Raw genomic sequence first — 12,913 nt, forward strand, 5'->3', positions numbered from 1 at the left:
GGACCTCGGAGGGGTGGTGCGGGTGGTCTGCCGGACGCGGGGAGGCGCTCAGCTCTCGGGAACCACCGCCCGGGTGAGGAGGTCGCGCAGCGTGTCCACCGTGCATCCGGGCGCCTGCGCGCGGACCGCGTCCTCGTCGAACGCGCCGCACGCCAGCCCCCGCAGCACCACCGTCGCGAGAGCCTGCGCGGTGGCCGGCTCGTCCATCACCCCGCCGCCCTGGCGGTCGAGGTAGGCCTGCAGACGGGTGGCCGCGGCGGGCAGCGCGTCGCGGTAGAAGTCGAACGTCGCGAGCCAGCGGGTGATCAGATGCCCGGGATGCATGTCCCACCCCTGGTAGTACCCGCGTTCGAGCGACCGGGTGACGAGCCGGTAGTGCCGGGCGAGCGCGGCGCGGATCTCCTCGTCGCTGCCCTGCGGGACCACCTGGGTGGACCCGTCGCACACCCACACCCCGGTCTGGGCCGCGGCCACCAGCATCACGGACTTGGCGTGGTCGGCCACCGGGTGCTCGAGCGACTGGAATCGGGAGGCGATCCCGCAAGCCGCGCTGTAGTCGTAAGTGCCGTAGTGCAATCCGGTGCAGCGCCCCTCGGCGAGCTGGATCGCCTTCGCGACGGTCACGGTGCCGTCCGGCCCGAGGACGGCCTGCGGGCTCTCGATCTGCAACTCGAAGCGCAGCGACCCGTCGGGGAGCCCGTACGCGCTCTCCAGTTCCTCACACAGCGCGACGACGGCGGTGACCTGCTGGGCCGCACGCAGTTTCGGCACGGTGAACACGAAGCCGTCGGGAACCCCACCCGCGCCTTCGAGGACCAGTTCGAGCGTCCGGATGCCGCGGCGGCGCTCGTGCGGCGCCAGCCCCTTCGCGCGGATACCCAGCGACCGCGGGCCCGACGGGGCGGACGAGAGCTGTCGCAGCGTGCGACCCGTCTCCAGCGCGGCCGCGTCCTCGACGTCGTCGCTCCGCCAGCCGTAGCCGTCCTCGAAGTCGATCCGCAGATCCTGGATCGGGCAGCGCTCGAGCGTCGCGCGCACGTCGGGAAGCGCACCGGTCGTGCCGATTTCGGACAACGCGCCGGTGTACCTGTCCAGCAGTTCGACAGCCTGCTCGCCCCACACCCTCGGGGTGTCCGGGCCGGAGTCCGCCGCGCTCACGTAGACGGTGTGGATGGGCTGCGGTTGCTGCCGATCACCCGGAAAGGCCGCCGCGAGGTCGCTGTCGACGGGTGTGAGGAGTGCGTCGACGCGGTCGAAACCGCTGTCCGGGAGACGGCTGAGGTACTGGGGGTTCACGTCACGATCTTCGCAGAAATGCGGGATTCCCGTCGCCTCGTCTGCCAGGTTCGGGCCCTCGCGCCGCGCAGTCTTCCTCCTCACATCGGCTTGTCGCCCGAGACTCTCCGTTCGTAGTGTCTCCTCCCGTGGAGGTAGAGGTTCTGCTGGACGAAGCGCAGCGCTCGGCCGTGGCCGTCCTGGACGAGACCGCCGACGGCCTGGCGCAGGGCAGGCCCGGGGTTCGCGGCGTGTATCTCTGGGGGCCTGTGGGACGTGGCAAGACGTGGCTGATGGATCGCTTCCACGCGGCCTCGGAGGTCCCGAGCCGGCGCGTGCACTTCCACGCGTTCTTCCGCCGCCTCCACGCCGACGCACACACGCTGGGGTCCATCGACCTCGCGATCGACGCGGCGCTCGGGGACGTCCGGCTACTGTGCTTCGACGAGTTCCACCTCCACGACGTCGGGGACGCGATGCTGGTCGCGCGGCTGCTGGAGGCGCTGTTCGCTCGCGGCATCACGCTGGTGGTCACGTCGAACTATCCGCCCGAGGGTCTGCTGCCCAACCCGCTGTTCCATCACCTGTTCGCGCCGACGATCACCGTGCTCGAACGGAATCTGACCGTCGTGCGGGTGGGCGGTCCCGTTGACTACCGCACCGCGACCACGCCGGAGACCGGGTTCGCCGCCGGCCGGTTCGTCCCCGCGACCGACATCGAGGTTCCGGCCCCGTCGGAGCGGGTCGTCGTGTCCGTCGGCACACGCACCGTGACGGCCGCGGCGGTACGTGACCGGACGGTCTGGTTCGAGTTCGCGGCGCTGTGCGGCACCCCGACCGCGCCCGCCGACTACCTCGACCTGTCCGAACGGTTCGGCCACTGGGTGCTCATCGGCGTGCCCCGGCTGCGGGAGGCCGGCGCGCAGACCCTGCGACGCTTCGCGAACGTCGTCGACGTGCTGTACGACGGCGGCACCGCGCTGACCGTCGTGGCGGACGCACGGTGGGAGGAGATGTTCACCGGACTCGCGGGCACACTCGACGTCGATCGCCTGGTCAGCCCGGTTGTCGACGCTGCGCCGGTGACCGCCGAGACAGACCAGGGGGTCTGCCTCGGCGGGGGTGTGTCGATCAGACGTACCGGCTGTACGCGGGCAGATCCAGCTGGCCGTTGCCGGACAGTCCGATGACCACGACCTCCGGTTCGGTGACCGTGCGGGCGTGCGCGATGGCCGCGGCCACGCCGTGCGTGGACTCCGGCGCGGGGATGATGCCTTCGGCGCGGGCGAACAGCAATCCCGCGGTGAGAGCGTCGTCCTGCTCGATCGCGGTGGCCTCCATCAGTCCGAGGGCGACGGCGTGCGAGACCATCGGCGACATGCCGTGGTACCGCAGACCGCCTGCATGGATCGCAGGCGGTACGAAGTCGTTGCCCAGCGTGTACATCTTCAACAGTGGCGTGAGGCCCGCGACGTCGCCGAAGTCGTAGCGGTACTCGCCCTGCGTGAGCGACGGGCAGGCCGCCGGTTCACACGCGATGAGGCGGGTGGTGGCGCCCTCGCGCAGGTTGCGGCCAAGGAACGGGAAGGTCAGGCCGGCGAGATTGGAACCGCCTCCGGCGCAACCGAATACCGTGTGCGCGATCGGTTCGCCTGCATCCTCGAGCTGGGCCATCGCCTCCTGGCCGATCACGGTCTGGTGGAGCATGACGTGGTTGAGGACGCTGCCCAGCGAGTAGTGCGCGCGGGGGTCGTTCGCGGCCACTTCGACGGCCTCGCTGATCGCCATCCCCAGCGAACCCGTCGTGTCGGGGTGCTCGGCGAGAATCGCGCGGCCCGCCTCGGTGAGGTCGGACGGGGACGGATGGCAGATGCCGCCGTACGCCTCCATCTGGAGCCGGCGGTAGGGCTTCGCGTCGTAGGACGCGCGGACCTGCCACACCTCGACGTCGAGACCGAGCAGCGCACCGGCGAACGACAGCGACGCGCCCCACTGGCCCGCGCCGGTCTCGGTGGTGAGCTTGGTGGTGCCCTCGAGGGCGTTGTAGTAGGCCTGCGCGACAGCCGTATTCGGCTTGTGCGAGCCGACCGGGCTCACGCCCTCGTACTTGTAGTAGATCCGCGCCGGGGTGCCGAGCACCCGCTCGAGCCGATGCGCGCGCACCAGCGGCGACGGACGCCACATGCCGTAGATCTCCCGCACCGTTTCGGGGATCTCGATGTAGCGGTCGGTCGCGACCTCCTGCTCGATCAGGCTCGCCGGAAACAGCGGCGCCAGGTCTTCCGGTCCCAGCGGCTCCCGCGTCCCGGGATGCAGATGCGGCGGAACGGGTTCCGGAAGATCGGCCGCCAGGTTGTACCAATGCGTGGGAACGGCCGAGGGAATCGCAACCCCCAGAGGTTCCAATGAACGAGCCAATTCTGCTCCGGTTGCCGGGGACATCGTCAAGTAACTCTCCTTCGTGGATGGTGCGCCGGAGAACATGCTGCGCCGTCCGCGGCCGTGAACGAGTGATTTTCCCGGTCTCCGCGTGTCACGATGGAGGGGCAACTCGGGAGTGAGGATGCCGGACCGTCGGGTGATGAGCAGGATCGTCCACACGGTCGCCCTGCTGGCGGCCGTCGTGACGGCCACCCTTGTGGTCAGGGCGGTCCCCGCACCCGACACCCCCGCCACTGCGGCGGAGCCGAGTGCGGGGGCGACGCGGGCGTTGGTCGTGCTCTCGGCGATCGCCGTCGTCGTCGCGGCCATTGCGCTCGCGTCGGCCGTCCGTGGTGGCCGGCCCCGGGTCGCCCCCGACCCGCCGACGGTCGGGTCGACCGGGAACGCCGGGTCGTCGGTCTCCCGCAGGCACGTGGTCGGGTGGGCGGTGTTCGCCTCCCTTGTCGTGGCCGCGGCGTTCCTCCTCGGATCCGTCCGTGGCGACGAGCCTCTCGACCGTCAGCGGGCGACGACCAGCCAGGCCGCAGACGAGGGGGACGACCGAACCGGCGAGGTGGTGTCCACCGAGCCGGCCCCGCCGCCCGACACGGTCGCGGAGACCCGCGAGGACCTCGCGGAATTGTGGACCGCGGCAGCGATTGTCGGTCCGATCCTGGTGACGGTGCTGATCCTCGGTGCCGTGGCCCGGCGTCCCCTCAGATCCCGGGTCGGCGCCTGGACGGCGGCGAGTTCCCCCGACGCTCCGGCCGGCACGCAATCGTTGGCCCGGGCCGCGGAGGAAGGTCTCGCCGTGGTCGTGGCCCCCGGTCTGCCGCCGCGCGAGGCCATCATTGCCAGCTACGCGGCGATGGAGGACGCGTTGCGGGCGGCGCCGGGCGCCGAGCCGCGGGATTCGGACACGCCATCCGAAGTGCTCGCTCGCGCAGTCCAACTCGGAGCGCTGCGCTTCGAGGCGGCGGCACCACTGGTGCGCCTGTTCTCGGAGGCACGGTTCAGCCTGCATCCGATGGGTGAACATCACCGTGACGAGGCCGCGGATCTGCTGCGGCGCGTGCTCGAAGACGTGGGGAGCGACGCATGCTCGCCGTCGCGGTAATCGGTGTCGGAGCGGTACTGGCTGTGGAGGTTCCGCTGGTGGCCGCGGGCCGGTACGCTGCCGCGGTGCTGATCGCGGGAGCGGTGACCGCGCTGGTGCTGTTCGAGATTCGACGACGGATGGCACCCGCAGACGCCGACGCCGAAACGTCCGGTCCGGAAGCGGAACGGGCCGAGGCGGCGGCCCGTTGGATGGCGCGGACGGAATCGCTGATCAGCTGGGCGGACGGCACGCGCGGCGACTGGGATCACCATCTGCGTCCGCTGCTGGCGCGCGAATTCCAGCAGTCGACCGGACAGCGGCAGGGACTCGATCCCGCCGACACCGCAGCGGCGGGCGAGGTGTTCTTCGGCGACCTGTGGCGGTGGGTCGATCCCGACGGCGTGCGGCGCTTCGACAGGACGGAGCCCGGTCCGGGCCGGGACGTCCTCGACCGGATCCTGCAACGACTGGAGCAGCTGTGACGATGCCCGCCGAGGTCACCACCGCGCGCGCCCACGCGGTGCTGGCGGAGGTCGAACGGGCGGTGGTCGGCAAGCACGACGAACTCACGTCGATCCTGCTCGCCGTGCTCGCGGGCGGGCACGTGCTCATCGAGGACCTGCCCGGACTCGGAAAGACGTTGGTGGCGCGCTCTTTCGCCGCCGCGCTCGGGCTCGACTTCACGCGGGTCCAGTTCACCCCCGACCTGCTGCCCGCCGACCTGCTCGGCGCCACCATCTACGACATGCCGTCGGGGCGGTTCGAGTTCCGTCCGGGCCCGATCTTCACCAACCTGCTCCTCGCCGACGAGATCAACCGAACCCCGCCCAAGACCCAGGCCGCGTTGCTCGAGGCCATGGCCGAGGGGCAGGTCAGCGTCGACGGCACCACCCGAATGCTGCCGCGTCCCTTCGTCGTACTCGCCACCGACAATCCCATCGAATACGAGGGCACCTACCCGCTGCCCGAGGCGCAGCTCGACCGGTTCGCGCTCCGCCTGCGACTGGGGTACCTCACCGAGACCGACGAGCACGAGATGCTGCGCCGACGGCTCGATCGGGGATCCGCCGCCGCCGTCGTCCAGCAGGTGGTCGATGCCGCCGACCTCCTGGCGATGCGCGAATCGCTCGAACAGGTCAGCGTGCATCACGACGTCCTCGGGTACGTCGTCGCGCTCGCGAACGCCACCCGGCATCACCCGCAGGTCGAGGTGGGGGCCAGCCCCCGCGCCGAACTCGATCTCGTCCAGTTGGCGCGGGCCCGCGCCCTCCTCGCCGGCCGCGACTTCGTCATCCCCGAGGACATCAAGGCGCTGGCCGTTCCCGCTGTCGCGCACCGCATCAGCCTGCGCCCGGAGATGTGGGTGCGCCGCATCCGCAGCGACGACGTCCTCGCCGAACTGCTGCGCCGCCTGCCCGCGCCGAGGGCGCGATGACGGAGCATCCGCTCACGTGGCGGGCGTCGCCGGCAGCGCTCGCACTCACGACGTGTGCGGCCGTGGCACTGACCGCCGCGGTCGTGGGGCGGTGGTGGGAACTGATGGCGTTCGCCGCCCCGATGCTGGGCGCGCTCGGTGCACTGAGGTGGTTGCCGCGACCGGCCACACGTGTGCGGGTCGAGACGTCGGGCGACGTGCTGCGGTGCTTCGAATCCGAGTCCGCCCGGTTCTCGGTGGACGTGAGAGCGTGCGGCGGTGCGGCGGAACTCGCGGTGACCCCGGCACCGTCCGACAGCTACACGGTCGAGCAGGCCGGCGACGGCGAGTACCTGCTGTCGGCGGACCGGTGGGGTCGATACGATCCCGCCCTGATCGTCACGGCACGCGCGGGCGGCGGTCTGCTGACGGCGACGGCGCGGGTCCCCGTCACCGAATTGCGGATCTTTCCGCTCGCACCGCCGATGCCGACTCCGCTTCCGCACGCCCCGCTTCCGGACCGGATCGGCGCGCACAGCACCCGCCGATTCGGTTCGGGCGTCGAGTTCGGCGACATCCGGCCGCACGCCCCCGGCGATCCGCTGCGCAGCGTCAACTGGCCCGTCAGTGCCCGGCGCGGCAGGCTCCACGTGACCGAACGGATCATGGACCGCGCCGCGGACGTCGTCGCCGTACTCGACACCACCCCGCAGGCGCCCGGACCGGCGTCGGAGAGCCTGCAGCGGACCGTGCGCGGTGCGACACAGGTGGTGCAGGCGGCCCTGCAGCGCGGCGACCGGGCCGGGGTCGTCGCCCACGGGCTCCGGCTGCGATGGCTCGGCGCCGACATCGGGCGCAGGCAGTTCTACCGGATCCTCGACACTGTCCTCGACGCCGGCGGCACCTCCGTGCACGAGGTCGGCGGAGCCGCGGAAGGCACACTGGTCCCGCGGGTCGCGCTGCCGCCTCGGGCGGTGGTCATCGCGTTCTCCACCATGCTGGACACCGGCTTCGCGCTGTCGCTGCTGGAATTGAGGCGCCGAGGGCACGTCGTCGTGGCCGTCGACGTCCTCCGCGGCCCGCCGTTCGAGCACGAACTCGACCCGATGACCGGGCGGATGTGGCGGCTCGAACGCCGGAACATGTACCGGAACATGGGGGTACTCGGGGTCCCGGTGGTGGCGTGGGACGACGATTCCGCGCTGGACCTGGCGCTGACCCTCGCCGATCGCGGTCGTCGACCGTCGGGGGCACGCCGATGAGATGGGTTGCGGTGCTCGCGGTGCAGGGGGCGATGGTCGCGCTCGTCCTGGGCGACGCGTCCGCGCGCGCGGCGGCTGCGGCCGGGGTCGCGGCGACGGCGCTGCTGCTCGTCGCCTACGCCGGCCCGGCGCGGGGAATCCCGACGCTACTGCTGGGGGCGGTCGCCGCCGGCGCCGCGGCCGTTCTGGCAGCGGCACTGCCGGACCTGCCCGCGTGGGCGTCTCTGCTCGGGCCGGTCGCGGTGGTGGGACTGTTCGTCGCCGCGGTGTGGCCGTACGTCGGCGGACGCACCGCCCCCGACCGTCAGAACCGCCGGATGCCGTAGATGTGGAACTGCGACAGCGGCGCCAGCCCGACCGGCACGCCGCGTCCGTATGCGTTGAAGACCTGACCGAAGCCCGCGTAGATACCGATGTGCGACGCGTCGTCGTTGAGCACCACGATGTCGCCGGGAGCCAGCGCCCACAGTGGAATGGGGGCACCGACCTCGGCCTGCTCCCAGGTGGTGCGCGGCAGATTCACCCCCGCCTGCCGGAATGCCCATTGCACGAGACCCGAGCAGTCCCACGCGTCCGGACCCGTCCCACCCCACAGGTAGGGCTTGCCCGTCTGCGTCGTCGCGGCCGCGAGCGCGGCCAGCCCGGTCGGAGTGGGGATGGGCGTCGGGAGGACGGAGGAGCCCATCGAACTGCCGCCCGTGCTGCCGCTGTCGGAACTGCCGGCCACCGGTGCGGCATTGGCGGGTAGTGCGACGAGAGCGGTCGCACAGAACGCGAGAGCACCGGCAACGGCGGCACGGCGCACGGGACGGAGAGGACTGCGCTGGGACACGAGGTCCCCCCTTTGTTCGCTACTGCTCGTGAAGAGCCGTGGAACCGCCCCGACCATCGGTTGACACGTCTCGATGAGGTCACGGAAAGCGTACAAAGTGTTGCGGTGTCGTGCCTGGTAATTGCGAACATCCCGCCCGAACTGGGCGGATTCGGTCAAATTTCGGTAACTGTCACCCCTGTGCCAGTGTCAGCACCACGTCGGCCAGGGCCGGGGCGTCGTCGCGCTCGGGGACCGTCGCGGAGATGAGGAGTCTGCCCTCGTCCTTCCAGATCCGGGTGTGCAGTGTCTCGCCGGGGAACACCACGCCTGCGAACCGGACCCGGAACCCCGCGACCTGCGACACGTCCGCGTCGAGGACCGCGTCCACGGCCGCCTTGCACACCATTCCGTAGGTGCACAGGCCGTGCAGGATGGGGGCGGGAAACCCTGCGGCGGAAGCGAACTTCGGGTCGGAATGCAGGGGGTTGCGGTCGCCGCACATCCGGTAGAGCAGCGCCTGCTGCGGCAGGACGAGGGTGTCGACCTCGGCGTCGGCCGGCCGGTCGGGCAATGTGACGGATGTCGACGGTCCGCGCTCGCCGCCGAAACCGCCTTCGCCGCGGGCGAAGATGGACGACCGCCCGGTCCACAGGGGAGTGCCGTCGAGGTCGGTGGTCGCCGATTCCTGCACGATGACGGCGGCCTTGCCCTTGTCCCACACCTCGGCGATGCGGGTGGTGGTGCGGGCCTTGCCCTCCGGCGGAATCGGCCGGTGCACGGTCACGTCCTGGCTGCCGTGGACCACCTTGGCGAGGTCGATCTCGACTCCCGGGAACGATACGCTCGGCGCCTCGGTGGCATGGAAGTTCGCGGCGACCGTGGCGAACGTGGGGAGTACCTGCGGCGTCCCGTCCGTCAGGTAGCGCAATTCCTTCTCGTCGAGCGGGCGCGACCCGGCGCCGAGAGCGAGGTGGTAGTGCTGCACGTCGGAACTGGTCCAGGAGAACTCCTGAGCGGGCAGTTCGGCCCCGATGGCGATGTCCGGATCAATGGGCATTGGTGGCGTCTCCGGTCAGCTCGGTCTGGTCGGCTTTCGCGAGGATGTCGAGGACGGCGAGGTAGCCGAATGTCATTGCCGGGCCGATGGTCGCGCCGGGGCCCGCGTAGGTGTGGCCCATCACCGGGCCGCTGGCATTGCCCACCGCATAGAGGTTCTCGATGGTGCTGCCGTCTTCCCGGAGCACGCGGGCGTGGCGGTCGGTGCGGAGACCGCCCTTGGTGCCGAGGTCGCCCGGAACCATCTTGACGGCGAAGAACGGTGCCTTCTCGAGAGCGCCGAGGCTCGGGTTCGGCTTGTTGCGGGGGTCCCCGTAGTAGTGGTCGTAGCCGCTCTCGCCGCGGCCGAAGTCCTCGTCCCTGCCGTTCCTCGCGAAAGTGTTGAAACGCGAGACCGTTTCGGTGAGGGCGTCGACAGGGACGCCGATCTTTCCGGCCAACTCGGCGACGGTGCCTGCCTTGACGACGACACCGGCCTTCAGCCAGCGGCCGGGGAACGGGGAACGGGGGGTGACGCCGGCGAACGCGTACCGGTCGCGGTACCGCTGGTCGAGGACGAGCCAGCACGGGACGTTCTCGCCCGGTCCGTCGCCCTGGCCGTATGTCCCGCCGTACATCGCGTGCGTCGCCTCGACGTACGGCGCCGATTCGTTGACGAAGCGCCGGCCGGACTCGTTGATCATGATGCAGCCGGGCAGGCTCCGCTCGGACAGCGCGAACCACGGTCCGCCGGTGAGCGGGATGGACGGACCCCACCAGGCGTCCTCCATCAGATCGAGCGCGGCACCGAGCTTTTCGCCCGCCCAGATGCCGTCGCCCGTGTTGGCCTTCGCGCCGACGGTCCACTCGGTGCCGATCGGCGCCCGCTGGTACTTCTTGCGGGCCTCGTCGTTGTGCTCGAATCCGCCCGACGCGATCACCACGCCGCGGCGCGCGCGGAACACCTGCGGCTGACTGTCGACCGTGGCGGTGACTCCGCGGATCACGCCGTCCTCCACGTACAGGTCGGTGAGCGGGGTGTCGAGCAGGATCGGGACGCCGGCGGCCTTCAGTCCGGCCTGCAGTCCGGCGACGAGCGCCTGACCGCGGACGAGCAGGCGCTTGCCGGTGAGTTTGGCGCCGAGGAACCGGAGCCCGACGCGGGCGGCCCGCAGCGGACCGCGCGGGTTGCGCATCAGGAGATTCAGCCAGCGGTAATCCGCTTGGGTGATCACGAAATTCGACGGGGCCTTGACGTAATCGGGTTCGAGCTTCGCGAGGTCGGCGCCGAGTTTCCGGCCGTCGAACGGGGTCGGCTCGACGGACCGCCCGCCGAGCCGACCGCCGGGGGCCTCGGGATAGTAGTCCGAGTATTCGGGCACCCACTGCAGTTTCAGCGGGCTGTTCTTCAGCACGAACGACAGCATCTCGGGGCCGCGGTCGATGTAGGCGTCGATCCGGTCCTTCGGGACGACGTCGCCGATGATGCTGTGGAGGTAGGTCCGCGCGGCGTCGGTGGTGTCCTCGACGCCGGCGGCGATCAGCGCCTCGTTGTTCGGGATCCAGACGCCACCGCCGGAGCGCGCGGTGGAGCCACCGAAGTGCGCTGCCTTTTCGAGGATGACGACGCTGAGTCCCTTGTGGGCCGCGGTGAGGGCCGCGGTCATTCCACCGGCACCACTACCGACGACCACGATGTCGTATTCGTGCTTGCTCATGTAGAACACGTTATAGAATGATGGGGTTGTCAGTCCATCGTTTCTGCCAGGAAGTATTACTGACGTCAACGAAGAAGAACGAAACACGTTGCAGTGGAAACCGGTGGGCGTGCGCACGCACACGAACTTCAGGGAAGGCCTCACACCATGCTCTCGACGCAGCTACGCACCGAGTTGGCGGATCGGCTCGACGCCGCGGAGCGCGGCCGGGCCCCCATCGGCCCCCTGACCGCGGACCATCCCGACATCGACGTCGTCGACGCCTACGAGATCCAGCTCATCAACATCCGCCGCCGGCTGCAGGACGGCGCGAAGGTCGTCGGGCACAAGGTGGGCCTGTCCTCCCTCGCCATGCAGCAGATGATGGGCGTCGACGAACCCGACTACGGCCACCTACTCGCCGACATGGAGGTGTTCGAGGACCAGCCCGTCGACACCGCCCGGTTCTGCTTCCCGCGCGTCGAGGTGGAGGTCGCGTTCGTGCTTGGCGCCGACCTCCCCGGCGCAGGCTGCACCGAACAGGACGTCCTCGACGCCACGGTGGCGTTCGCGCCGTCCATCGAACTGATCGACAGCCGGATCACCGACTGGAAGATCACCCTGCCGGACACGATCGCCGACAACGCGTCGTCCGCCGGCTTCGTGCTCGGTAAGAACCGGGTACGGCCGGCCGACATCGACATCAAGGCCATCGACGCCGTCCTGACGAGCAACGGCGAGACCAAGGCCGAGGGCCGCAGCGACGCGGTGCTCGGCAACCCGGTGACCGCCGTCGCCTGGCTCGCGCAGAAGGTCGAGAGCTTCGGCGTCCGGTTGAAGGCCGGCGACATCGTGCTGCCCGGCTCCTGCACCCGCGCCATCGACGCGCACCCGGGCGATCACTTCCGCGCCGAGTTCAGTGGGCTCGGCACCGTATCCCTGCAGTTCAAGTAGGAGTCTGTTCATGACCAAGGCAAGCGTGGCGATCGTCGGCTCGGGCAACATCAGCACCGACCTGCTCTACAAGCTGCAGCGATCCGAGTGGCTCGAACCCCGGTGGATGATCGGGATCGACCCCGAGAGCGAAGGCCTGGCCCGGGCCCGAACGATGGGACTGGAGACGTCCGCCGAGGGTGTCGGCTGGTTGCTGAACCAGCCGGAGAAGCCCGACCTCGTCTTCGAGGCGACGTCGGCGCACGTGCACCGGGATTCCGCACCGCGGTACGAGGCCGCGGGCATCCGCGCCGTCGACCTCACCCCCGCCGCCGTCGGACCGGCCGTGGTCCCGCCCGCCAACCTGCGCGAACACCTCGGCGCCCCCAACGTCAACATGATCACGTGCGGCGGGCAGGCAACGATCCCGATCGTGTACGCGGTCTCCCGCGTCGTCGACGTGCCCTACGCCGAGATCGTCGCATCGGTCGCGTCCGTCTCCGCGGGCCCGGGCACCCGCGCCAACATCGACGAGTTCACCAAGACCACCAGCCGCGGCATCGAAACCATCGGCGGTGCGCAGCGCGGCAAGGCCATCATCATCCTCAACCCCGCCGACCCGCCGATGATCATGCGCGACACGATCTTCTGCGCGATCCCCGAGGACGCCGACCGCGCCGCCATCACCGATTCCATCCACCGCGTGGTCGCCGACATCCAGCAGTACGTCCCCGGCTACCGATTGCTCAACGAACCGCAGTTCGACGACCCGAGCGTCGTGTCGGGCGGGCAGGCGACGGTCACGACGTTCGTCGAGGTCGAGGGTGCGGGCGACTTCCTGCCGCCGTACGCGGGCAACCTCGACATCATGACCGCGGCGGCAACCAAGGTGGGCGAGGAGATCGCCCAGAAACTCCTGAGTGTGGAGGCATGAGCACGATGGTCGATTTCGACGGGGCGAGC

13 protein-coding genes are annotated in these 12,913 nt (G+C 70.3%); 8 read left to right on the plus strand and 5 right to left on the minus strand.

Features of this window, described 5'->3' with window-relative positions:
• Nucleotides 1-48: 48 nt before the first annotated feature.
• On the minus strand, nt 49-1,296 hold the full coding sequence (locus ROP_RS21995) for a DUF6986 family protein (RefSeq protein ID WP_050785222.1): 1,248 nt from the start codon (nt 1,294-1,296) through the stop codon (nt 49-51).
• Nucleotides 1,297-1,424: 128 nt separating this feature from the next.
• Between ROP_RS21995 and zapE the strand changes: the two genes are divergently transcribed.
• Entirely contained in the window at nt 1,425-2,465 is a 1,041-nt protein-coding gene (zapE, locus tag ROP_RS22000; protein WP_231868964.1) for a cell division protein ZapE, read from the plus strand.
• On the opposite strand, the gene ROP_RS22005 is transcribed toward zapE, so the two are convergent.
• Nucleotides 2,407-3,723 carry a TrpB-like pyridoxal phosphate-dependent enzyme gene (locus ROP_RS22005; protein ID WP_043826744.1) on the minus strand — a complete coding sequence of 439 codons (1,317 nt, stop codon included), beginning with the start codon at nt 3,721-3,723 and terminating at the stop codon, nt 2,407-2,409. The genes zapE and ROP_RS22005 overlap by 59 nt on opposite strands.
• A 115-nt stretch (nt 3,724-3,838) precedes the next feature.
• On the opposite strand from ROP_RS22005, the gene ROP_RS22010 reads away from it, so the two are divergent.
• Genes ROP_RS22010 through ROP_RS22030 form a run of 5 tightly spaced genes read left to right on the plus strand, consistent with a single transcriptional unit; the run spans nt 3,839 to nt 7,797 of the window.
• The gene (locus tag ROP_RS22010; RefSeq protein WP_043825126.1) at nt 3,839-4,813 is read left to right on the plus strand and encodes a DUF4129 domain-containing protein; all 975 of its coding nucleotides are present in this window, start codon (nt 3,839-3,841) and stop codon (nt 4,811-4,813) included.
• Nucleotides 4,795-5,277, plus strand: a complete 483-nt coding sequence (locus ROP_RS22015) for a hypothetical protein (RefSeq protein ID WP_012691612.1) — start codon at nt 4,795-4,797, stop codon at nt 5,275-5,277. Before ROP_RS22010 ends, ROP_RS22015 begins: the two co-directional genes overlap by 19 nt.
• Nucleotides 5,274-6,230: an AAA family ATPase gene (locus tag ROP_RS22020; protein ID WP_012691613.1), complete on the plus strand. Its 957-nt coding sequence runs from the start codon at nt 5,274-5,276 to the stop codon at nt 6,228-6,230. The genes ROP_RS22015 and ROP_RS22020 overlap by 4 nt, the downstream gene beginning before the upstream one ends.
• Nucleotides 6,227-7,471, plus strand: a complete 1,245-nt coding sequence (locus tag ROP_RS22025; protein WP_012691614.1) for a DUF58 domain-containing protein — start codon at nt 6,227-6,229, stop codon at nt 7,469-7,471. Before ROP_RS22020 ends, ROP_RS22025 begins: the two co-directional genes overlap by 4 nt.
• Complete coding sequence (locus ROP_RS22030) at nt 7,468-7,797, plus strand: hypothetical protein (RefSeq protein WP_012691615.1); 330 nt, start codon at nt 7,468-7,470, stop codon at nt 7,795-7,797. The genes ROP_RS22025 and ROP_RS22030 overlap by 4 nt, the downstream gene beginning before the upstream one ends.
• On the opposite strand, the gene ROP_RS22035 is transcribed toward ROP_RS22030, so the two are convergent.
• The 3 genes from ROP_RS22035 to kstD all read right to left on the minus strand — a co-directional run bounded on the left by ROP_RS22035 (nt 7,776) and on the right by kstD (nt 11,038).
• The gene (locus ROP_RS22035; RefSeq protein ID WP_012691616.1) at nt 7,776-8,276 is read right to left on the minus strand and encodes a C40 family peptidase; all 501 of its coding nucleotides are present in this window, start codon (nt 8,274-8,276) and stop codon (nt 7,776-7,778) included. The two genes, ROP_RS22030 and ROP_RS22035, sit on opposite strands and share 22 nt — an antisense overlap.
• Nucleotides 8,277-8,475: 199 nt before the next feature.
• On the minus strand, nt 8,476-9,342 hold the full coding sequence (locus tag ROP_RS22040) for a MaoC/PaaZ C-terminal domain-containing protein (protein WP_012691617.1): 867 nt from the start codon (nt 9,340-9,342) through the stop codon (nt 8,476-8,478).
• On the minus strand, nt 9,332-11,038 hold the full coding sequence (kstD, locus tag ROP_RS22045) for a 3-oxosteroid 1-dehydrogenase (protein ID WP_080512581.1): 1,707 nt from the start codon (nt 11,036-11,038) through the stop codon (nt 9,332-9,334). The genes ROP_RS22040 and kstD overlap by 11 nt, the downstream gene beginning before the upstream one ends.
• 147 nt (nt 11,039-11,185) lie before the next feature.
• Between kstD and ROP_RS22050 the strand changes: the two genes are divergently transcribed.
• Together ROP_RS22050 and ROP_RS22055 are read left to right on the plus strand one after the other, a co-directional pair.
• A complete protein-coding gene (locus tag ROP_RS22050; protein WP_012691619.1) occupies nt 11,186-11,971 on the plus strand; it encodes a 2-keto-4-pentenoate hydratase in 786 nt (261 codons plus the stop codon).
• A gap of 10 nt (nt 11,972-11,981) precedes the next feature.
• Complete coding sequence (locus ROP_RS22055; protein ID WP_012691620.1) at nt 11,982-12,884, plus strand: acetaldehyde dehydrogenase (acetylating); 903 nt, start codon at nt 11,982-11,984, stop codon at nt 12,882-12,884.
• The last annotated feature ends 29 nt before the right edge of the window (nt 12,885-12,913 follow it).

The organism is Rhodococcus opacus B4 (assembly GCF_000010805.1).
In the GTDB taxonomy this organism is placed as follows: domain Bacteria; phylum Actinomycetota; class Actinomycetes; order Mycobacteriales; family Mycobacteriaceae; genus Rhodococcus_F; species Rhodococcus_F opacus_C.